At 56.1% G+C, this 21,327-nt stretch carries 17 protein-coding genes; 16 read left to right on the top strand and 1 reads right to left on the bottom strand.

Annotated features, from left to right (window positions below; all coding sequences use genetic code 11):
* Positions 1 to 109 precede the first annotated feature (109 nt).
* The 12 genes from flbT to PQU98_RS03075 all read left to right on the top strand — a co-directional run bounded on the left by flbT (position 110) and on the right by PQU98_RS03075 (position 11,624).
* Positions 110 to 505: a flagellar biosynthesis repressor FlbT gene (gene flbT, locus PQU98_RS03130; RefSeq protein WP_272743419.1), complete on the top strand. Its 396-nt coding sequence runs from the start codon at positions 110 to 112 to the stop codon at positions 503 to 505.
* A gap of 4 nt (positions 506 to 509) precedes the next feature.
* The gene (gene flaF, locus PQU98_RS03125) at positions 510 to 920 is read left to right on the top strand and encodes a flagellar biosynthesis regulator FlaF (RefSeq protein WP_272743418.1); all 411 of its coding nucleotides are present in this window, start codon (positions 510 to 512) and stop codon (positions 918 to 920) included.
* A gap of 248 nt (positions 921 to 1,168) precedes the next feature.
* The gene (locus PQU98_RS03120; RefSeq protein ID WP_272743417.1) at positions 1,169 to 2,002 is read left to right on the top strand and encodes a flagellin; all 834 of its coding nucleotides are present in this window, start codon (positions 1,169 to 1,171) and stop codon (positions 2,000 to 2,002) included.
* 283 nt (positions 2,003 to 2,285) lie between these two features.
* On the top strand, positions 2,286 to 3,116 hold the full coding sequence (locus PQU98_RS03115; protein WP_272743416.1) for a flagellin: 831 nt from the start codon (positions 2,286 to 2,288) through the stop codon (positions 3,114 to 3,116).
* Between the two features lie 135 nt (positions 3,117 to 3,251).
* Positions 3,252 to 3,599, top strand: a complete 348-nt coding sequence (locus PQU98_RS03110) for a FlaG family protein (RefSeq protein ID WP_272743415.1) — start codon at positions 3,252 to 3,254, stop codon at positions 3,597 to 3,599.
* Positions 3,600 to 3,799: 200 nt separating this feature from the next.
* Positions 3,800 to 4,636 (top strand): flagellin, encoded by an 837-nt coding sequence (locus PQU98_RS03105; RefSeq protein WP_272743414.1) that lies wholly within the window; start codon positions 3,800 to 3,802, stop codon positions 4,634 to 4,636.
* A 159-nt stretch (positions 4,637 to 4,795) separates the two neighbouring features.
* Positions 4,796 to 7,699: a PQQ-binding-like beta-propeller repeat protein gene (locus tag PQU98_RS03100; RefSeq protein ID WP_272743412.1), complete on the top strand. Its 2,904-nt coding sequence runs from the start codon at positions 4,796 to 4,798 to the stop codon at positions 7,697 to 7,699.
* A 95-nt stretch (positions 7,700 to 7,794) separates the two neighbouring features.
* The gene (locus PQU98_RS03095) at positions 7,795 to 8,505 is read left to right on the top strand and encodes a hypothetical protein (RefSeq protein WP_272743411.1); all 711 of its coding nucleotides are present in this window, start codon (positions 7,795 to 7,797) and stop codon (positions 8,503 to 8,505) included.
* A gap of 16 nt (positions 8,506 to 8,521) precedes the next feature.
* On the top strand, positions 8,522 to 8,971 hold the full coding sequence (locus PQU98_RS03090) for a hypothetical protein (RefSeq protein ID WP_272743409.1): 450 nt from the start codon (positions 8,522 to 8,524) through the stop codon (positions 8,969 to 8,971).
* 153 nt (positions 8,972 to 9,124) lie between these two features.
* A complete protein-coding gene (ssb, locus tag PQU98_RS03085; RefSeq protein ID WP_272743408.1) occupies positions 9,125 to 9,637 on the top strand; it encodes a single-stranded DNA-binding protein in 513 nt (170 codons plus the stop codon).
* A 160-nt stretch (positions 9,638 to 9,797) separates the two neighbouring features.
* Entirely contained in the window at positions 9,798 to 10,553 is a 756-nt protein-coding gene (locus PQU98_RS03080; RefSeq protein ID WP_272743407.1) for a polysaccharide deacetylase family protein, read from the top strand.
* Positions 10,554 to 10,556: 3 nt separating this feature from the next.
* Complete coding sequence (locus PQU98_RS03075) at positions 10,557 to 11,624, top strand: glycosyltransferase family 2 protein (protein WP_272743406.1); 1,068 nt, start codon at positions 10,557 to 10,559, stop codon at positions 11,622 to 11,624.
* On the opposite strand, the gene PQU98_RS03070 is transcribed toward PQU98_RS03075, so the two are convergent.
* The gene (locus tag PQU98_RS03070; protein WP_272743405.1) at positions 11,621 to 12,247 is read right to left on the bottom strand and encodes a TetR/AcrR family transcriptional regulator; all 627 of its coding nucleotides are present in this window, start codon (positions 12,245 to 12,247) and stop codon (positions 11,621 to 11,623) included. The two genes, PQU98_RS03075 and PQU98_RS03070, sit on opposite strands and share 4 nt — an antisense overlap.
* 244 nt (positions 12,248 to 12,491) lie before the next feature.
* Here PQU98_RS03070 and PQU98_RS03065 point away from each other — a divergent pair, with 244 nt between their 5' ends.
* From PQU98_RS03065 to gyrA, 4 genes are all read left to right on the top strand, one after another.
* Complete coding sequence (locus PQU98_RS03065) at positions 12,492 to 13,718, top strand: efflux RND transporter periplasmic adaptor subunit (protein WP_272743404.1); 1,227 nt, start codon at positions 12,492 to 12,494, stop codon at positions 13,716 to 13,718.
* Positions 13,719 to 13,730: 12 nt separating this feature from the next.
* Complete coding sequence (locus tag PQU98_RS03060; RefSeq protein ID WP_272743403.1) at positions 13,731 to 16,916, top strand: efflux RND transporter permease subunit; 3,186 nt, start codon at positions 13,731 to 13,733, stop codon at positions 16,914 to 16,916.
* Positions 16,917 to 16,937: 21 nt separating this feature from the next.
* Entirely contained in the window at positions 16,938 to 18,362 is a 1,425-nt protein-coding gene (locus PQU98_RS03055) for an efflux transporter outer membrane subunit (RefSeq protein ID WP_272743402.1), read from the top strand.
* Between the two features lie 192 nt (positions 18,363 to 18,554).
* Positions 18,555 to 21,314, top strand: coding sequence for a DNA gyrase subunit A (gene gyrA, locus PQU98_RS03050; RefSeq protein ID WP_272743401.1), 2,760 nt, complete (start codon positions 18,555 to 18,557; stop codon positions 21,312 to 21,314).
* Positions 21,315 to 21,327: the final 13 nt, after the last annotated feature.

The following is a 21,327-nucleotide window of genomic DNA, read 5'->3' as shown; positions in this document are numbered from 1 at the left end:
ATTTGGACTCCAAATATAAAGGCGGAATAAGCGTGAACCTGATGTTAACCCGGTCGGGGGTAGAACTTGGTCTAAGATTCGCACCGGCTTCAGATTGAGGAATGCCTTTATGCCTTTGAAACTGTCTCTGAAGCCCGGAGAGAAGTTCGTTTTAAATGGTGCCGTCGTGCAAAACGGGGATCGCCGCTGTTCACTGATCCTGCAAAACAAAGCCTCGGTCTTACGTGAAAAAGACATCATGCAGGAGCATGAGGCCAATTCGCCCGCCCGCCATATCTATTTCCCGGTCATGATGATGTATCTCGATGAATCCGGGGCTGACAAATATTATGACGAGTTCCTGCGGCGAATGACTGAATTCATGAGCGTTGTCTCAAATCCGGCAGTTTTGGCCGAATGTGTGGCTGTGTCAAAAAGCATTATGGCGCATGAGTATTACAAGGCCCTTATGGGGTGTCGTAAGATGGTAGACTACGAAGATGCACTTTTAGGGGCTAAAGAGTAGATAAATGTCACTTCAGGCGTATCAGAGAACGGCCGCTCGTGCGGAGGATCCTCGTCAAACCGAATATCGCCTGTTTGGGCAGGTGACCCGCGCGCTCATGGAGGCGGAGGCCGCCGATACGTCTAATTTTCAGGTGCGTATTCATGCGCTCGACTGGAACCGGCGCATGTGGTCGGTATTTGGCATGGATTGCGCCTCGCCAACCAATGGCCTGCCTGAGCCCTTGCGGGCCCAGATTATTTCGCTGTCGATCTGGGTGTCAAAGCACACCTCGCTGGTCATGCGTAACAAGGATGAGATTGCGCCGCTGATTGAGGTCAATCGTATCATCATGCAGGGGCTTATGCCGCAAAATCAGGCGCAAGGTGCGGCTGATGGCGCGTTTGCCAGCCGTGTACGCGGGTCGCTGGGCTAAATACGCGCAAGCTGCGGGGTTAATTTTGCCTTTAGGACAAAATTGCCTAGGTATTAAAATTTGAACGGCGGGAGTCATCTGATTCTCGCCGTTTTCAATTTCAAAATATCATTTAATTTCAACTGATTAAATAATTAATGGCGGCGACGCGCGCTGGCATTGGCATTGCTATGGTTAACGCAAGCCAAAATGGCTTTTCGGCAAAATCGCCGCGCAAAATCCCCGACCAGAATGGAAAGGAACACCCGATGTCAAACGTATCGGTCAACACCAACGTGGGCGCAATGATCGCGCTCCAAAACCTGAACAGAACGAATAAGGATCTTTCGGAAACCCAGAACCGTATTAACACCGGCCTGAAAGTGGCCAGCGCAAAAGACAATGGTGCGGTTTATGCGATTGCCCAAAGTCAGCGCGCTGATGTCGCAGCGCTTGGGGCGGTGTCGGGTTCGCTGAGTCGGGCTGTGTCCGCTGTGGATGTGGCGATGGCGGCGGGCGAAGGGATTTCGGATATCCTTACCCAAATGAAGGAGTTAGCTCTATCAGCTTCGGATACCGGTCTTGATACGGTCAGCCGTGACGCCCTGAAGGAAGATTTTCAGTCGTTGCGTGACCAGATCAAGAAGACGATTTCGAATGCGGTCTTCAATGGTATCAATCTGATCGAGGCGGGCGCTGATGGTATCAATGCGTTGGCTTCGGCAGACGGGGTGAATAAGCTGACGGTGGCGGCGCAGGATCTTTCCCTTGGTGGAACGATTTTGTCTCTGGCGTCAGATGCGACTTTCTCGACGGCGACGTCGGCAAGTGGCCTGCTGTCTACCCTGGATAGCTCCGTGAAGAACGTCTCTCTGGCGCTGTCGCGTCTGGGAACATCGTCAAAGTCTCTGGAGGCTCATTCTACGTTCGTTTCAAAACTTGTCGATTCCATGGAAGCGGGTATCGGAAACCTCGTGGATGCCGACATGGCTAAAGAAAGCGCCAAGCTCACCGCGCTGCAAACCAAGCAGCAGTTGGGCATTCAGGCTCTGTCTATTGCCAATCAGGCGCCGCAGACGATCCTCAGCCTGTTCCAGGGCTAATCGCATTGGCCGGAGTGGGGTGGTTACGCCATCTCCTCCGGCAGCCTTTTTAGGCGGCATATTTTGCCGTCGTGGGCAAATATTGCCTATTTGGCTATTTTTACTCGGCAGAAATTACCGTCAAAAATCATAATTAACAAACATATAACTCTAATATTTCATAGGTTTACATAAAATTTCTTATGGCGCGCGATCTGGCGCGGCCTTTGCATCCTTCGGCTCAGGCAAAATGCCGCCAGCAGACAAAATGTCGCTGGTTACATCTATTAGAAGGAATAGAATCATGGCGCTCAATAGCGTTAATACGAACGTCGGTGCAGCAATTGCTCTGCAAAACCTCAACAAAACCAATGCTTCTCTGGCGACCACTCAGGAACGTATCAATACGGGCCTGAAAGTCGGTTCGGCTAAGGACAACGGCGCTATCTTTGCTATCGCGCAAAGCCAGCGTTCGGAAGTCAGCGCGCTGAACGCTGTATCAGAGTCACTGTCGCGCGGCCAGTCGGTCGTTGACGTGTCGATGGCGGCCGGCGAATCGGTTTCCGACATGCTTACGCAACTGAAGGAAAAGGCTCTGGCGGCTTCGGACACCGGCCTTGACACCACCAGCCGCGACGCTCTGAAGGAAGACTTTGCGTCTATCCGCGATCAGATCAAAAAAACCCTCACCAATGCGACCTTCAACGGGATTAACCTGGTTGACGGCTCGGATGCCAATATCAAGGCTCTGGCTAATGCTAAGGGTTCGAGTACGTTGACGGTTTCTGGCCAGAATATGTCTCTGGGCGGTTCCATCATCTCGTTGGCAACGAACGCGACCTTCTCGACAGCCACATCGGCCAGCAACCTGCTGGCCACGATCGATACGTCCATCAAGAACGTGTCGACGGCTTTGTCGAAGTTGGGTACGTCCTCTAAGGCTCTTGAAAACCATGCGGGCTTCGTCTCGAAGCTTCAGGACGCCATGGAAGCCGGTATTGGTAACCTTGTCGATGCCGACATGGCTAAGGAAAGCGCTAAACTGCAGGCTCTGCAAACCAAGCAGCAGCTCGGCATTCAGGCGCTCTCGATCGCCAACCAGTCGACCTCGACTGTTTTGAGCTTGTTCCGTTAATTCGGAAGGGAAGGCGGCGCATAAGGCGCTGCCTTCCTCTCTCAATCAGGCCGCGGAACGCGCGGTCCAATCAACAGAGGGCGTTTCATCGAATTCCGAAGGTTTCGGATCTCCCAAGGTGAAGCGTAGCAGGAGATGATCAATAATGTATCAGGCGTACCTCAGGTTTCAGACGTAACTCCCGTCAGAGCTGTTCCTGATGTACCTAAGGAATTGCCGAATACTGTAAAAGCTGGCGCCGGCAAAGGTTCAGCGGATAATAACGGATCGCCCAAGGGCTCAAAGAGCGAGCAGGCGGCTAAGCCTCTGGCTTATCAGCTCAAACTCGTGGTCGAAATTGATCCTGACACTGGCGATTTTGTCTATAAAGCCATTAACCGCGTCACCGGGCAGGTGGTTAGTCAGTTGCCGCGTAAAGAATTATTAGACATGAAGCATGACGCGAATTATCGCGCAGGTTCTGTCATTAAAACAGATATTTAGAATAAAGTTCTGATGTCTGATATCGGTTAATTGTCACCGTGCATCGCAAGATGTACGGATAAAGTCGTTGGTTAATGTTAACCTTTTGCTTACCATAATTTTTAAGACTGTGAGTCGCGCCGATTCCCTGTGCCGAAAATACCGGCATTTTAGGGTTCAGCTATTGGATCACGGGGCGCAGAATTTATGGAGGTAAGATCATGACGGTCAGTGTGCATACGAATAAGTCTGCCATGATCGCTTTGCAAAATCTGAATAACACCACGAGTAATCTTAACGGTGTTCAAAACAGAATTTCAACCGGTCTTAACGTCAACAGCGCCAAGGATAATGCCTCGGTCTATGCTATCGCGCAGGGGCAACGCGCTGACGTCAGTTCATTAGCGGCAGTAACCTCCAGCCTTAACCGGGCGGCGTCCATTTCGGATGTGTCGCTGGCGGCCGGCGAAACGATTTCGGATCTTCTGGTTGAATTGCGTGAAAAGGTCGTGTCGGCGATGGATCCGTCGATCGATTCAGCCTCGCGTAACGCACTTAATGCTGACTATCGCGCCCTGCTAAATCAGATCCGTCAGACAACCAATAGCGCCAATTTCGACGGCGCCAATATTCTGGACGGCAGCCTGCCAAACGGTATTCAGTTTATCGCCGATGCGGACGCCACGGCCAATATCACCCTGTCTACACGCGATTTGTCACTGGGGGGCACGATTGTCACCCTGACATCGAACAGCACCATCCTGAGTGCGACTCTGGCCACTAATATACTGACGCAGCTTGACAGCTCTATCCAGAACGTCAACGCTTCCTTAGGGGCGCTGGGGTCTCAGGCCAAACAAATCGATGGTCATTTGAGTTTTGTCTCCAAACTGACGGACTCGCTGACGGCGGGTATCGGTAATCTGGTCGATGCCGACATGGCCAAGGAGAGCGCCAAACTTCAGGCCCTGCAGGTTCAGCAGCAGTTGGGGACGCAAGCCCTGTCTATCGCCAACTCAGGGCCGCAGGTCATATTGAGCCTGTTCCAGGGCGGCTAAGTTTCGTCTGTCATTTGCGTGCTATTTTACCGGTCAGATCGTTCTGGCCGGTTTTCTTTTGTTTGGCGCAAAAAGGATTTCACGACATTCGTTTACGAATCTTAAGCTTTGTTCGGGCATAGTTGAGTATCAAATTGATGCCTCAAAGGGTAAGTTGTCGTGATCGGCCTTGATGCCAATATGTTGCTAAGCTTTTATAATGCCAAGGCCGGTGTGAAAACCGGCGCGGCAGCGCTTGGCACCGCGACAACGACCAACTCCCCCACAGGCACTACCAAGGCCCCCAGCGCGCCGTGGGAATCAAAATCCGGTGCGGCCAGCTCAGACGAGCTGGTCAAAAAAGTCATGGCCGGGTCAAAGTTTATCAAAGAATCCAATGTGTCACTCGATCTGGCCGGCGCGTCTCAGGACTACAAAAAGCTGTTCACGCTCTATCAGGGGCTGAACACCCTGATGAGGATTGCCAACAAGACGCAGGAAAATACGACGACCTCGACCATGATGCGCACCTTGCAGCGCCTGTTCACCAGTGGCATGTCGGAGATTCAGGACTATGTTGCTGACTCAACGCTTGAACATGTGGGACTGGTTCAGGGGGCGCTGACTGAAAAGCTGAAAAGCACGACTGGCGTGGCGCGTACCGACGCCACCTATGTCGCCAAGGATATCCATAAGGGCTCGGTCACCTCTTCGGTGAAGGCGTTTGAGGGTGACGTTAAGTTTAATATTGCCATTAACCCGCCGACCGCGGGGCTTTATGCGCCGAAAAGCATTGAAATCGACTTGTCCGAGATGGGCACAACGACCCGTTCAATGGGTAATGTCGTGAACTTCATCAATTCAAAGCTCAAAGACGCCGGTGCCACCACCCGTTTTGCGGTTGAACGCACGCCGGCCAAGGCTGAGACTATCAAGGTCGGTGAAAAAGACGTTACGGTCAACAGCGGTGTGGATACCTTTTCGCTTAAGGTTCAGGGCACAACCACGGAGCTTGTCCGCTTTTCAGCGGCTCAGATGGCTGATTCGGTCTATGTCGTGCAAACCAGCGGCGATACCGATAATGACGACAAGGATGATCCTGACACGCTGAACGATCTGTCGACTCAACTTGTGAAATTTCAGGCCGATATTTCGGGCACTAATCCGTCTACGGCGGTGGCCGGCGTGACTGACACCTATTGGTCAGAAGGGCGGACGGGGCAGGCCGTACTGGAAGAAAACATTACCAATGTGCGCCAGACCGTGTCCGGGGCGGATGGTTCGGTCTATGTGCTGGCGGATGTTGACGGCGAAGTTGACGGGCAGGGGATCAAGGGCACCAAGGATGTTGCTCTGATCAAATATGATTCTGCCGGTAAGGTGCTTTATACCCGCACCCTTGGCGCTGCAGATCAGGCGTCCGGAATGGCTATGACGGTCAGCTCCGATGGTAAGGTCGCCATTGCAGGCTCGGTGACGGGGGAGTTGGGTATCCAGACCACCAAGACCTTTACCAGTGCGGATGGTAAGACCTATACGACCTCCACATATGAGACGACCAAAGGCTATAATGAAAGCATTTCAGATAGTTTTGTCACGGTTTTTGATGCAGCAGGTGAAGAGTTGTGGACCCAGCGTCGTGGCTCTATCGGGATGGATGAAGCGCTGTCTGTGTCATTTGGTAATGATGGGGCCGTCTATGTCGGCGGGCGCGCTCAAGGCACTATGACTGGCGCGACCGATGCCGGTTCGACAGCCCAAGGCGTCACCAGCGCGGGTGGCTGGGACGCCTATGTCATGAAATTTTCGGCGACGGGCAGCTATCAGTCAACGACCCAGTTCGGCACCAGCGGCACCGACGCGGCCAATGCCATGACCGTTGATGGCAATACGCTTTATGTCGCGGCCAATGAAAACGGCAATGCGGTTTTGCGGTCTTATGATCTGACGTCAGGCAAGCCTGTGCTGTCTGAAACGCGCAATCTGGGTAATCTGGGCGGCGGTTCGATCAGTTCGGTTTCGGTCTATGATGGTAAGGTCTATGTCGGCGGTAGCGCTAACCAAAGTGCCGCGGCGACCGGATCGAACCCCAAGCTTATGGACGGTGTTGCGGTGGGCAATGCCTATACGGGGGGGCAGGATGCCTATGCGTTGTCGGTTAGCACCGACCTGAGCGACACGTCTGAAGACCGGGTGTCATTCTATGGCTCCTCAGAGGGCGAACAAAACGCCAAGGTAACGTTCAGTGATGGCAAGGCGTGGATTGCCTTCCAGACTAAGGGCGCCATTGATGGTACGACCAAGATCGGTGAAAAGGATGCCGTTCTGGCGCGTCTTGATGTCGATAGCGGCGATGTTGAATGGCAGACGCGCTATACCGGCAAGAACGGCGAGGTTAACCCCAACGCGATTGCGATATCAAAGGACTCCTCCAGCATTCTGGATAAGCTGGGCCTGCCGACCGGAACCTTGCAATATAAGGATTCGTCCAGTCTTGTGGCCAATACAACCGCACGGCCGGGGGATGAATTTTATATTCGCGATCCTAAGAGCGGTTCAAAGAAAAAGATTGTCATCGAGGCCAAGGACACTCTGGAAAGTCTGGCCGCCAAGATCAATCGCGCGTCGGGTTATAAGATGGATGTCAAGGTCACAAAGGTGCTGGGCAAGCCCGAATCCGTGCTGACAATTTCGCCCAAATACGCTAGCGCTGAGATCGAAATCATACGGGGCGGTGAGGGTAAGGATGCGCTCGACAGTCTGGGCTTAAGCGAAGGACTGGTCACCAATGCGGCCTCATTAACCGCATCAGAATCGAGTAAAAAGGGCGGCAAGGACGTGAAAATGTTCGGCCTGAATCTCGACAGCAATCTCAATATCGCCAACGAAGACGATTTTGAGTCCGTCAAAAAAGTCCTCGAAGACGCGATGAAAAACGTCCGCAGCGCCTATCGATACCTGCGCTACGGCGACAGTTCCGAAGAGGCTGATCAAAAGGGCAAGACCGGCGGCACTGTGCCGGCTTATCTGACCAAGCAGATCGCCAATTACCAGGATGCCCTGAACCGTCTGGGCGGTGGCTGATAAGCGACCCAACTCTGCTACCCCATTAACCTAAAAACACTTCACACATTTAGGTTTGCGCTTTAGTGTGCCTAAAATTTTAAGTGTCGCTTATCATGGGCCGTAAATTGGCCATGAAATGGGGGAAAACAGATATCATGCAAAAGCAGCAGATGATTTATCTGGGCATTGGTGCCGGTGCCGCGCTGTTGATCGGTATTGTGCTGGCCTTTGCGATGTCATCCGGTCAAAAGGATGGTGAGCGCATGAACGAAGCGCCGCCGGGCCTGCAACTGGATATCGCCGAAGCTCCGGCTATCAACGCCTCGCGCACTTTGCGCTGTTTTGTCAGCGGCGAGTATGTTGGTACCTTTACGCTGGCTGAGTGTGCGCAGAAAAACGGCGTTGCAGCGCAGGCTCTGGATGTTGGTGTCGATGAGAGTGGTGAGTTGTCGGCGGCCCCTACGGCCTCTCTGGCGCCACCGCCGGCGGAGCCTGTGGCGTCAACACCGGTAGAGACCGAGGGGGGGGCAGCCGGTGGCGAGGTCATGCCTGGGAATCTGGATGACTCTGGTGGGCCAATGGCGGCTTGCCTCAGATATGCAGGTGGCGAGTGGCGCCGCCTGTCTGAGGGCCTGAGCCTCGGCACCTGCGCGCAACTGCTTTATGATGGCCGATGTGAGCGTCCGGGATCGGCTTCCTATGGCCGGTGGGGGGAGCAGACCCTGCGGCTGGTGCCGGGCAGGGTTGAAGTGTCTAACGATAACAAGAGTTTCCGCACCTTTGTTGAGCAGGGCAAGGGTTGCAGTGTCCCGTTAGTGAAATAGAAATCAGGTGGATAATATGTCAAATGGGATGAAACAGATTGCCGGTCTTAGCCTGATGCTGGCGGCGGCCATAGGTTTGGCGTCATGTGAAAAGCCCGGTGTCAAAGCGCCGCTTGATAAGGGCGTGTGTTATCAGATAGGGTTCCCGGAATCCGGCGACATTAAATACAACGTCGTCGCCCGTAATCAGCCGTCAATCGAATACTGCGCGGCTCAGCTTTTTAAACTGCGACTTGAGTTCCTGAAACAAGGCGTCAGCCGCAAGATCGTCTATGGGGCCTATCAGGGTAACTTCCTGTTTGTGGATGCGCGCTACGTCAAGTTTTCGCAGGAACTCGATGGGCGGCGCATGACTTTGCTGGTCAAACACCCCAGCGAAGACCGTCTGGTCGTGCCGGGCTCGATTGTAGAAGCGCCGCCGCCAAAACCCACAGGCCCGATCCGTGAGCCCGCCAATCTGCCTTAGTGGTTGGCTGCTTTAATTAAGTGTTAATGATGCGAACTCTGCGCTTGGCGTGTGGGCGGCTTCATCATAGTGTCGGGGCTTGGAATCAGAGGGGCAAACCCTCCGGCCCCTGAGCGCTTTGGTCGCGGGGCCTGTGACAGAAAGGTATTCGTGATGGCGGGCAGTGTAAATAAGGTTATTCTGGTCGGAAATTTGGGTCGCGATCCGGAAATCCGCACGCTTAATTCCGGTGACCGGGTTGCCAACCTGACGGTTGCCACCTCGGAAAGCTGGCGCGACAAGATGTCGGGTGAGCGTAAGGAAAAGACCGAATGGCACCGCGTGGTGATTTTCAATGACAATCTGGCCAAGATTGCCGAACAATACCTGCGTAAGGGTTCGACCGTCTATCTGGAAGGCTCATTGCAAACCCGTAAATGGACCGATCAGCAGGGCGTTGAAAAATACTCGACCGAAGTCGTGCTGCAAAAATTCCGCGGTGAACTGACTCTGTTGGGCGGGCGCGGTGATGGCGGCGGCCAAAGCAGCCAGTCTTCCGGCGGTTATGATCAGGGCGGCTATGGTGATGACGGCGGCTACGGCGGCGCCCCGGCCAGTTCCGGCCCGCGTCAGCAGGGCTCCGGCCCGGCTCAAAATTTTGATCTGGATGACGAAATCCCGTTCTAAAGTTTTGAGAAAACCAGGTGAAAATTTAAGGCCACGTTATTGATTTAGCGTGGCTTTTTACATTTCTTAACCGTGTCGTCTTACGGCGATTTAACGGTTAACGGCTATAGTGTGCACCTTATGGGAACCTGTACAGGTTCCGTCATGGGGCGCGGGTAATATGTTCGGCTATCTGAGGCAACAGTTTGGCGTGTCGAACGGGGCGTGGCTGCCGATTGTACATAAGGCACCAAAAGGGCCGTCTCGCATTGCCTTAAGCCTTGATGACGGCCCGTCGCCGCGTACCACGATTAAGGTGCTGGAACTTCTGAAAACCTATGACGCCAGGGCGACGTTTTTCCTGTCGGGAGAGCGGGCCGAGCGGTATCCCGAATTGGTACAGGCCATAGTGGATAGTGGCAATACGATATATGCCCACGGCTATTCCCACGTCCGGCTTGACCGTTTAGCGCCCGAAGCTGCCCTTGATGAACTGCAGCGCACCGAAGCGCTTCTGGCAAAGGCCCGGCCTACGCCACAAGACTACATTGTGCGTTTGCCCTATGGTTCGGGGCATCGATCACCTGATATGCACCGGCTATTAAAGACCTGGCATCCGGGCTGTCAGATTGGCCATTGGCGTTATGATTTCAAGGATTTTGCGCTGGCTGACGGGTGCGAAAGCGTGGCCGATGTCACGCGCAACTGCGAGGCCGCGGTTATGGCGGCCTTCGCTTATCCGAACTTTTTAGGATCGACGATCCTGATGCACGAAGACCCGATCGGAGTCCCCACGCCCTATGTCGGGGAGGTCGCTTCCATTCTTCTGGAACAGATATTGCTGACGGCACAGGCAAGGGGTGTGGCGGTGACGGAAATGCTTCCGGTCAGGCAGAAGCTTGTCAGCCGCTACGTCAGAACGGTCTACATGGAGTAGCATGTGAAACATGCCAAAATACCGCCGGCGCACAAAGCCCGCGAAGTTAAGGGCCCGAAGCCGCCGTTTGCCGTGGTGTGCCCGGATTTAAGCATCGTTATCTGTACCCATAACCGCTCAAGCCTGACGGCACGCCTGCTCAAAGCCCTGACGCCGCAGTTAAAAGGCCATGCGGCTGAAATTCTGGTGATCGATAGCGCCAGTCATGACGATCATCGCCGGGCGCTGATTGATATCGTGGCGCAGTTTGCGGATGTGCGACTTATCCGGGTTGAAGAAAAAGGCGTCTCTCTGGCGCGTAACACCGGCGTGGCGCACGCCCGTGCCGAGTGGATTGGCTTTATCGACGACGATGAAGTCCCGTCTGAGGACTGGCTGGATGAAGCCATGACGCTGATCCGTCGCCTGCCCGAAGACTGCGCGGCCTGCGGGGGCGTGGTGATTCCGGCCTATGAACTGGCGCCGGATATGAACCGTATCGGGCCGCGCTGGCGGGCCTTTCTGGGGGAGATTATGGCCAAGGGCGAATTCGACCAGACTGAGCGCCCGCAATTCGGGATCGGACATTCGCTGGTACGCGTCTATGCTTTGCAGCAGGTCGGCGGCTTTAATCGCGGCTTGGGACGGGATGGCCGCAGCCTGCTGAGCGGTGAAGAGGTTTTATTGCTCATCCAGTTGGAAGCGCGCGGCTGGCGGATATGGCATTCTGACCGAATCCGTGTGTGGCATGATATCGAACCTGACCGCCTTGACCGGAGCTGGGCGCGCCGAAGATCCTATTGGGAAGGGATTTCAACCGCACGCATCATGACCGCAACGCAACCGGGCAAACTGACTCGATCAGCAATCACTGCGGGCATTAAATCCCTGCCGCTCATGCTAACGTCACCACTATCGCCGGCGCGCAGGGAAATTGACCTGCGGCTGGCGTTTAATATCGGCATGGTCACTGAGGCCTTGCGCCGACCCGCGACCAAAGCCATACGGATGATTAGCGTGCCTCTGTCTCTGGCCATGCCAACCTGTTTGTCAATTGGTAACGGTGGCCTGCAAGGTCTGGCCGGGATTTAGAGGCACTTCATTTCGAAGGCAAAGCGAACGACCTTGCGTAAGTAGTGGATCACTTGCTCCCGGTCGATATTGGGCGCACAGATGCTACGCACCAGCATGCCATCAAAGATCATGCTGATGATTTCGTTGCGTGCCAGTAGCGTCGTCTCGTCGATATCGTCGCCGTAGATACGCCGCAACAGAGGGAGAATCAGTTCGCGTTCCTGAGATTCGGATTTCTTGACGATGGCCGCGACATTGGGGTTGCGCGCCGCTTCGGCCAGCACCTCAAGGGCGAGGGCGGTTTTTTCACTGTTATACTTATGTTCAATCGCCATCGGAATGATATCGACCAGGCGATCAATCAGATCCTCATCGGCAATGTCATCAAATTCAGCGAACTTTTCACGCAGTTCCGCCAGATCGTTGGCGACTATGGCCTCGATGATGGCTTCTTTGTTGGCAAAATAGCGATAGATGACGCCGACGCTCATGCCCGCTTCCTGAGCGATACTGGCCATGCTGGCACCATGAAAACCTGACTGACGTACGCAACGCGCGGTCGCGTCAAGTATATGCTGCTGACGGGCTTCCCGGTTTTGACGGGGTTTGGAGGCGGGCTTTGGTGACACTGACGTGTTCATTTTTACGTGAATTTACCTGTGATACGGATGCGGTATTGTACGCTTGGTTTTGTGCGGTTGCACAAAAATTACGCGTTTGTAAGCTATTGTAGGGTTGACTTTAGTTCATTTGACGGCATAAATCCAGCCAAAATGAGAATGATCGTTCATTCTCAGTAATTTCTTTGGCCTGCGTCATCCAAAAGGTGGGGCTTATTTCCGTTTGCGGGATATGCGCCAGATATTTTCAGCTATGGAGTTTTTCATGCGCATTCATTTACGCACCCTGATGGGCCATACGGGCCGTGCCGCGCTGATCGTCGGCGCCGCGGGTGTGCTTTTCGTCGGCTGCGGCAATAAGAACGCCGCTCAGGGCATGGGCGCGGGCGGCCCGGCTGAGGTCGGCATTGTTGTTGTCCAAAGCGAACCCGTAACCCTGACTACGGAATTATCCGGTCGCACCTCGGCCTTTTTGGTCTCGGAAGTGCGCCCGCAGGTCAACGGGATTGTTAAATCGCGTTTGTTTGAAGAAGGCTCGGTCGTCAGCGCCGGTCAGTCACTGTATCAGATTGACGCCGCCCCCTATCAGGCCGCCTACAACAGCGCGGCGGCGGGCCTGGCTCAGGCCAATGCCAGCCTGACTTCGGCCAAGCTTTTGGCCGGGCGTTATACTGAACTGGTCAAGATCAACGCGGTCTCGCAACAGGCCAATGATGACGCTCAGGCCGCGCTCCAGACGGCCGAGGCCAATGTGGCTGCGCAAAGAGCGGCGGTCGAAAATGCCCGTATCAATCTGGGCTACACCAAGGTATCCGCGCCTATTTCCGGCCGCATAGGTAAGTCGAGCGTGACCTCCGGCGCGTTGGTCACGGCGGCACAGGCGACCCCGCTGGCCACTATTCAGGCGACCGACCGTATCTATGTCGATATCAATCAGACGACCTCGGAATTGCTCAGCCTGCAAAAGGCGATGGCGGATGGGTCGTTAAATGCGTCCAGTAGCGCCGAGGTCGAGCTAATCCTCGAAGACGGCAGTGTCTATCCGCAAAAGGGGCGGCTGGAGTTTTCCGACGTGACGGTCGATCCTGAAACGGGTTCGGTCAATCTGCGCGCCATCTTCAATAACCCCAATGGCACACTGCTGCCGGGCATGTATGTCCGCGCCCGCCTGTCCAAGGGCGTGGTGGGGCAGGGGATTCTGGTGCCTCAGGCTGCCGTGCAGCGCGACCCGAAGGGCAATGCTTCGGTTATGGTCGTGGGTAAGGACAATAAGGTCGAGCCCCGTCCCGTTCAGATCGCTCAGATGATGGGTGACAAATGGGTCGTCACCAGCGGCCTGCAATCCAATGACCGGGTGATCGTGGATGGCCTGATGAAGGTGCGCGGCGATGCGCCGGTCAAGCCGGTTGTGGTCGGTGCCAAGGAATCCGATGCGCCCGCTCCGGCTGCCAAAGCGGCTGCCGCTCCGGCCCAGTCATCGGCCAAGCAATAGGGAACCTGTCACATGTTATCGCGTTTCTTTATAGACAGGCCCGTCTTTGCGTGGGTCGTCGCCATTGTTATCATGCTGGCCGGTTTGCTGGCGATCCGTACTCTGCCGATTTCGCAGTATCCTGAAATCGCTCTGCCGCAGGTATCGGTGTCGGCGAGCTATCCCGGCGCTTCGGCCAAGACGGTTGAAGACAGCGTTACTCAGATTATCGAGCAGCGGATGCAGGGCCTTGATGGCCTGGAATACATGAATTCGACCTCGGATGCGTCGGGCTCGGCTTCGGTTACCCTGACCTTCTCGGCGGGTACAGATATCGATATTGCCCAGGTGCAGGTGCAGAACAAACTGCAATCAGCGCTGGCGCTCCTGCCGCAGGAAGTGCAGCAGCAGGGGGTGCGGGTCAACAAATCGGCGCGTAACTTCCTGATGGTGGTCGGGCTCTATTCGGACGACCCCAATGTCACAAACACCGATCTGGGCGACTATATCGCCGCCAACCTGCAAGACCCGTTAAGCCGGGTTCAGGGCGTGGGCGAAGTGCAGTTGTTTGGCGCACAATACGCCATGCGTATCTGGCTTAATCCGGGGCAACTGACCAATTACGGCCTGACACCTACGGATGTTATGAATGCCATCCGCGCTCAAAATGCTCAGGTCTCGGCCGGTCAGATTGGTGGCTTGCCTGCTACGGATGGGGTCGCGCTTAACGCCACCATCACCGCCCAGTCACGTCTGCAAACCGTCGATCAGTTCAATCAGATCGTGGTTAAAAATGCCACCGATGGGGCCATTGTGCGCCTGCGCGACGTGGCGCGGGTCGAACTGGGCTCGGAAAGCTATGGTTCCAGCGCGCTCTATAATGGCAAGCCCGCGTCAGGTCTGGCTATTCGTCTGGCACCGGGCGGCAATGCGCTGGAAACCGCCGAAGCGGTTAAGCAACGCATGGATGAACTCAAAGCCAACTTCCCGGCCGGCTACCAGTATGTTGTGCCCTATGACTCTTCGCCGTTCATCGAACTGTCGATCCATGAGGTTGTAAAGACCCTGGTCGAAGCGGTCGTGCTGGTGTTCATCGTCATGTTTCTGTTTTTGCAGAACTGGCGGGCGACGCTTATTCCGACCATTGCCGTGCCGGTGGTGCTGTTGGGGACGTTTGCGATTCTGGCGGCCTTTGGCTATTCGATCAACACCCTGACCATGTTCGGCATGGTGCTGGCCATCGGTCTTCTGGTCGATGACGCCATCGTCGTGGTTGAAAACGTCGAGCGGGTGATGGCAGAAGAGGGACTGTCGCCGGTTGCCGCCACGCGTAAATCTATGGATGAAATCACCGGCGCGCTGGTCGGTATCGGTCTGGTGCTGTCGGCGGTGTTTGTGCCTATGGCCTTCTTTGGCGGCTCGCAAGGGGTCATCTATCGCCAGTTCTCGATCACTATCGTCTCGGCTATGGCCTTGTCGGTCATCGTGGCTCTGGTGCTGACACCGGCCCTGTGTGCGACCATGCTGAAACCTGTCACCAAGGGCCACGGCCTGAGCGAGCGCGGTTTCTTTGGCTGGTTCAATAAGTCGTTCAATTCGGCTGCCCATAAATATCAGGGCACGGTCGGAAAAATCCTGAATCAGGGTGGCCGTTACATGGTGGTGTTTGCCGTCATTGTGGCACTGGTAGGCTTCCTGTTTACCCGCGTGCCATCGTCCTTTCTGCCCGACGAAGATCAGGGGATTGTCTTTACCCTGGTTCAATTGCCGGCGGGCGCGACGGAAGATCGCACCAAGGGCGTTCTAAAGCAGGTATATGATCACTTCTCCAAGGACGAAGCCGTATTGTCGACCTTCACCATCACGGGCTTTAGCTTCTCCGGCGCGGGACAAAACGCCGGTATGGCCTTCGTGCGCCTGAAGGACTTTGAGGATCGTAAGGCCGCTAACCTTAAGGCACCGGCTGTGGCTGGTCGCGCTATGGGGGCCTTTGCCGGTATCCGTGATGCGATGGTGTTTGCCATCATCCCACCCGCGGTGGCGGAACTGGGGACATCTTCGGGCTTTGACTTCCAGCTTAAGGACGTCGGCGGCGTTGGTCACGAAGCCTTGCTGGCCGCGCGTAATCAGGTGCTGGGCATGGCCGGTCAAAATCCGGTGCTGGCGGGCGTGCGTCCAAACGGTCAGGAAGACACCCCGCAGCTTAAGGTCACGATTGACCATGCCAAGGCGGGGGCTATGGGTATCAGTATCTCTGATATCAATTCGACCCTGTCGTCGGCCTGGGGCGGATCTTACGTCAACGACTTCGTTGATCGTGGCCGGGTTAAGCGCGTCTATGTGCAGGCCGATGCACCTTACCGTATGCGTCCCGAAGACCTGAGCCAATGGTATGTGCGTAACTCATCCGGTCAAATGGTGCCGTTCACGGCCTTTGCGACCTCTGACTGGACCTACGGTCCGCAACGCCTTGAGCGCTACAACGGCGTGTCGTCCATGAATATCCAGGGTGCGGCATCCCCCGGCAACTCGACGGGTGCAGCTATGGCGGCGATGGAAGATATTGCGTCCAAACTGCCTGCGGGTATCGGTTATGAGTGGACCGGCCTGTCGGCTCAGGAACGCGAATCCGGCAATCAGGCGCCTGCGCTTTATGCCATCTCGATTCTGGTAGTGTTCCTGCTGTTGGCCGCCCTTTATGAAAGCTGGTCGATCCCGATCTCGGTCATTCTGGTTATTCCGCTCGGTATTCTGGGGGCCCTTCTGGCCACCATGCTGCGCGGCGGATCGAACGATATCTACTTCCAGGTTGGTCTTCTGACCACCATCGGTCTGTCGTCAAAGAACGCCATCCTGATTGTGGAGTTTGCCAAACAACTGCATGAACAGGGCAAGGGACTGGTTGAGGCGACGTTAGAGGCCGTCCGTATCCGTCTGCGTCCGATCATCATGACATCGCTGGCCTTCTCCTTCGGGATTATGCCGCTGGTCATTTCGAACGGCGCGGGTTCCGGGGCGCAGCACGCCATCGGTACTGGCCTTTTAGGCGGGGTTATCGCGGCGACGGTTCTGGCGATCTTCTTCATCCCCTTGTTCTTTGTCATCGTACAAAAGATATTCAAGGCTGACGAAAAACACATGGCCAAGCTGGCGCGTGAGCGCGAAGCGACGGGCCTGCCGCCCACCACCGATGATCCGCGCGATCATGGCGGGCATTAATTGAGCACGGAGACCTAAATAATGACGCGTATAAAATCTGTTGTCCTGCTCACGACAACCAGCGTGCTGGGGGCTTTGGCCCTCAGCGCCTGCACCCTGGCACCGAAATATGAGCGTCCGCTTATGCCGGTCGCCCAAAGCTGGCCGATCGCACCGGATACCACTGGTACGGCTTCGGCCGAGAGCCTGCCGTGGAAGGATGTCTTCCTTGATCCGGCGCTTCAAAGCACGATTGATCTGGCCCTGACCAACAACCGCGATCTGCGTCAGGCGGTGCTTAATGTCGAACTGGCGCGGGCTCAATACCGTATCCAGCGCGCTAATCTGGTGCCTTATGTCGATGCCGGTTTGGCGGGCACCAAGGCTGACACACCGGCGGCGGGAGAGACCGAAAGCTATAGCGCCAATCTGGGGCTGTCTTACGAACTCGACCTGTTTGGCCGGGTGCGCTCGCTCAGCCGGGCAGCGTTAGAGAGCTATTTCGCCACTGATGAGGCCCGCCGTTCGGCTCAGATTTCGCTCATGGCGGAAACGGCCAATGCCTGGCTGGCTCTGGCGGCGGATCAGGATCTTTTGCGCCTGTCGCGTGATACATTGAAGGCGCGCGAGGACGGCTATAATCTGACCAAGCGCAGCTTTGATTTGGGCGTGGCTGATCAGCTTCAGTTGCGTCAGCTTGAAATCCTGACCGAGCAGGCGAGATCTGATGTCGCCACCCTGACGGCGCAGGTCGAACGCGATAAAAATGCCCTGACTCTGCTGGTCGGATCACAAGTTCCGGCGGAATATCTGCCGACCTCATTCCCGCAAACCGGCGCCGTGCGCTCCGACCTTTCGGTGGGCTTGCCGTCTGAGGTGCTGATCAACCGGCCGGATGTGGCGGCTGCCGAATATGACCTTAAGGCTCAGAACGCCAATATCGGTGCGGCGCGCGCGGCCTTTTTCCCGCGTATTTCACTGACAGGTTCAACCGGATCGGTTAGCCCGGAATTCGGGGATCTGTTCTCAAGCGGCACCTCGACCTGGAGCTTTGCGCCGTCCATTTCGGTGCCGATCTTTGCCGGTGGCGCTAACCGGGCGGGCCTGAAAAGCGCGCAGGTTCAGCGCGATATTGCCGTGGCCGCTTATGAAAAGGCCATTCAGTCTGCCTTCCGCGAAGTGGCGGATGCGCTGGCCACCAAATCGACCATTGATCAGCAAATTACGGCTTCCGAGCGCGTGGTCGCCGCGTCTACTGACAGTCAAAGACTGGCTCAGGCCCGCTTTGATCGTGGTGTGGACAGCTATATCACCCTGCTGGATTCACAACGCACACTTTACCAGTCCCAGCAGGGCCTCATTCAGGCGCGCTATAATCGCTCGGCCAATCTGGTCGATCTTTATCGCGCTTTGGGTGGCGGTCTGGTGTCTGAGACCGGCACCGATGTTTCGGCGGCCAATCAGTAATGTAAAAAGGCGGTCTTCGGACCGCCTTTTCTTTGACGTCGGCTCATATCCACATCTGATGGCGACGGTTATTTGCTTTGGGGCGCGTTACCGTTTAGAGGTTAACGCCTGTTTTGATGATCGCTTTGGGCCGTGCTAACTTGTGGTCTAAGTGATTCCCCATCGTATCCGTAACGCAAAGACCGCAGCCTTATGACTGTTTCCAATCTTCCCGGTATTCCCTCTGGCGGCATTGCCCATATTGCCATCGAAGATGAGCTGAAGCGCTCCTATCTCGACTATGCCATGAGCGTGATTGTTTCACGCGCTTTGCCGGACGCCCGTGATGGTTTGAAGCCGGTGCACCGCCGCATTCTCTATATGATGCAGCAATCGGGCTATACGCCTGAGAAGTCCTATGTGAAATGCGCCCGCCCGGTCGGTGACGTCATGGGGCGTCTGCACCCGCACGGTGATGCGGCGATCTATATGGCGCTGGTGCGTATGGCGCAGCCGTTTTCGATGGGGCTGGTGCTGATCGACGGGCAGGGCAATTTCGGCTCGGTTGACGGTGATATGCCCGCCGCCATGCGTTATACCGAATGCCGTCTGGCCAAGGCTGCCATGCCGATACTGGCCGACATCGATAAGGACACGGTCGATTTCCAGCCGAACTATGACGGTAAGGAAGAAGAGCCCACCGTCCTGCCGTCACGCATCCCGAATCTTCTGGTCAATGGCGCCGGTGGCATCGCGGTGGGTATGGCCACCAATATTCCGCCGCACAATCTGGGTGAAATCGTCAATGCCTGTCTGGCCTTACTTGAGACACCTGATATTTCGCTTGAGGAACTGCTGGAATTCGTGCCGGGGCCGGATTTCCCGACGGGTGGCGAAATCTTAGGCCGCTCCGGAGCGCGTCAGGCCCTGATGACCGGGCGTGGTTCGGTGATCATGCGCTCCAAGGCCAGCGTGGAAACCATCCGCAAAGACCGTGAAGCTATCGTCGTTACCGAAATCCCCTATCAGGTCAACAAAGCGTCCCTGATCGAACATATTGCCGAATTGGTGCGTGATAAGCGCATTGAGGGCATTGCCGACATCCGCGACGAAAGCGACCGTCAGGGTATGCGTATCGTCGTTGAGCTTAAGCGCGATGCGTCGGGCGATGTCATCCTCAACCAGCTTTTCCGCTATACGGCGCTGCAAACCAGCTTTGGCGTCAACATGCTGGCGCTCAATCATGGCCGGCCGCAGCAGATGGGCCTGCGTAAGCTTCTGGAACTATTCCTTGAGTTCCGCGAAGACGTGGTTATCCGCCGCACCAAGTTTGAACTGAACAAGGCCCGTGACCGCGGCCACGTCTTGGTCGGTCTGGCCATTGCGGTCGCCAATATCGACGAAGTGATCCACATTATCCGCTCTTCTGCCGATCCGTCCGAAGCGCGTGAGCGTTTGACGGCGCGCGACTGGCCGGCCGGCGAAATGTCGCCGCTGATCGACCTGATCGCCGATCCGCGCTCGATCGTGCTGGATGGCTCCAATGTCCGTCTGACCGATGAGCAGGCGCGTGCTATTCTGGCGCTGACCCTGTCGCGCCTGACCGGACTGGGGCAGGACGAAATCTTTGGCGAAGCCCGCACCCTGGCGGGGGCGATTGCCGGGTTCCTTGAAATCCTGTCGTCGCGTGAGAAAATCTTAGGCATTGTCCGTGATGAACTGATTGAGGTGCGCGACCAGTTCGCCGTGCCGCGCCGGACCGAAATCGTGGACGGCGAAGGCGATATTGAAGACGAAGACCTGATCCCGCGCGAGGACATGGTCGTAACCGTCACCCATTCCGGCTATGTCAAGCGCACGGCGCTGACCGCCTACCGCACCCAGCATCGCGGCGGCAAGGGCCGTTCCGGCATGGCCATGAAGGACGAGGACGCCATCACCGGCATTTTCGCAGCTTCGACCCACCAGCCGATGCTGTTCTTCTCATCGGCGGGTAAGGCCTATAAGCTTAAGGTCTGGAAGCTGCCGCTCGGTAATCCTCAGTCCAAGGGCAAGGCGTTCGTCAACCTGCTGCCGCTCGATAAAGGCGAAGTCGTCACCAATATTCTGGCCCTGCCGGAAGAAGAGGCAGCCTGGGATAAGCTCGACATCATTTTTGCCACCCGCTCCGGCGATGTGCGTCGGAATAAACTGTCGGATTTCGTCAACGTCAACCGCGCCGGCAAAATCGCCATGAAGCTGGAAGACGGCGATGCGATTGTGGGCGTGGCCATCTGCACCGAAGATCAGGATGTACTGCTGTCGACCGCGTCGGGCCGTTCGATCCGCTTTGCCGTCGATGAAGTGCGCGTCTTTGCGGGCCGCAGTTCAACCGGCGTGCGCGGTGTGCGCCTTGGGGCTGATGACAGCGTGATTTCGATGGCAATCTTACGCCGTGTGGCGGCAACGCCTGCGGAGCGGACCGCCTATCTGAAACACGCGGCTGCCATGCGCGCCGCCGTCAGTGGAGAAGGCGAAGACGTGTCTGTGGCCGTTGAAGACGACGGCGATGAAGGTGCGGACGAAGCCTCGCTGACACCGGAACGCATTGCCGAACTGGGCGCAGCCGAAGAGTTTATCCTGACCATTGCCGATACCGGCTTTGGCAAGCGTACATCGTCCTATGATTACCGCCGTACCGGCCGGGGCGGGCAGGGGATCGTCGCGATCGACCTTTCAAAACGCGGCGGCAAGCTGGTGGCCTCCTTCCCGGTAGAGGACAGTGATCAGTTGCTTCTGGTCACCGACGGCGGGCAACTGACCCGCACGCGTGTGTCGCAGGTGCGTATCGCCAGTCGTAATACCCAAGGCGTGACCATCTTCCGCACGTCGGGCGAAAAGGTTGTGTCGGTGGAGCGTCTGGCCGAAAGTGCTGAGGACGAGGGCGATGCCGCCGGAGAACCCGAGACTGATGCTGGCACTGCTACCGAATAAATAAAAAAGAGGG

Source organism: Asticcacaulis machinosus, from assembly GCF_028550435.1.
GTDB classification, from domain to species: domain Bacteria; phylum Pseudomonadota; class Alphaproteobacteria; order Caulobacterales; family Caulobacteraceae; genus Asticcacaulis; species Asticcacaulis machinosus.
The sequence above is the reverse complement of the archived record's forward strand: the minus strand, read 5'-3'. Positions and strand labels throughout refer to the sequence as shown.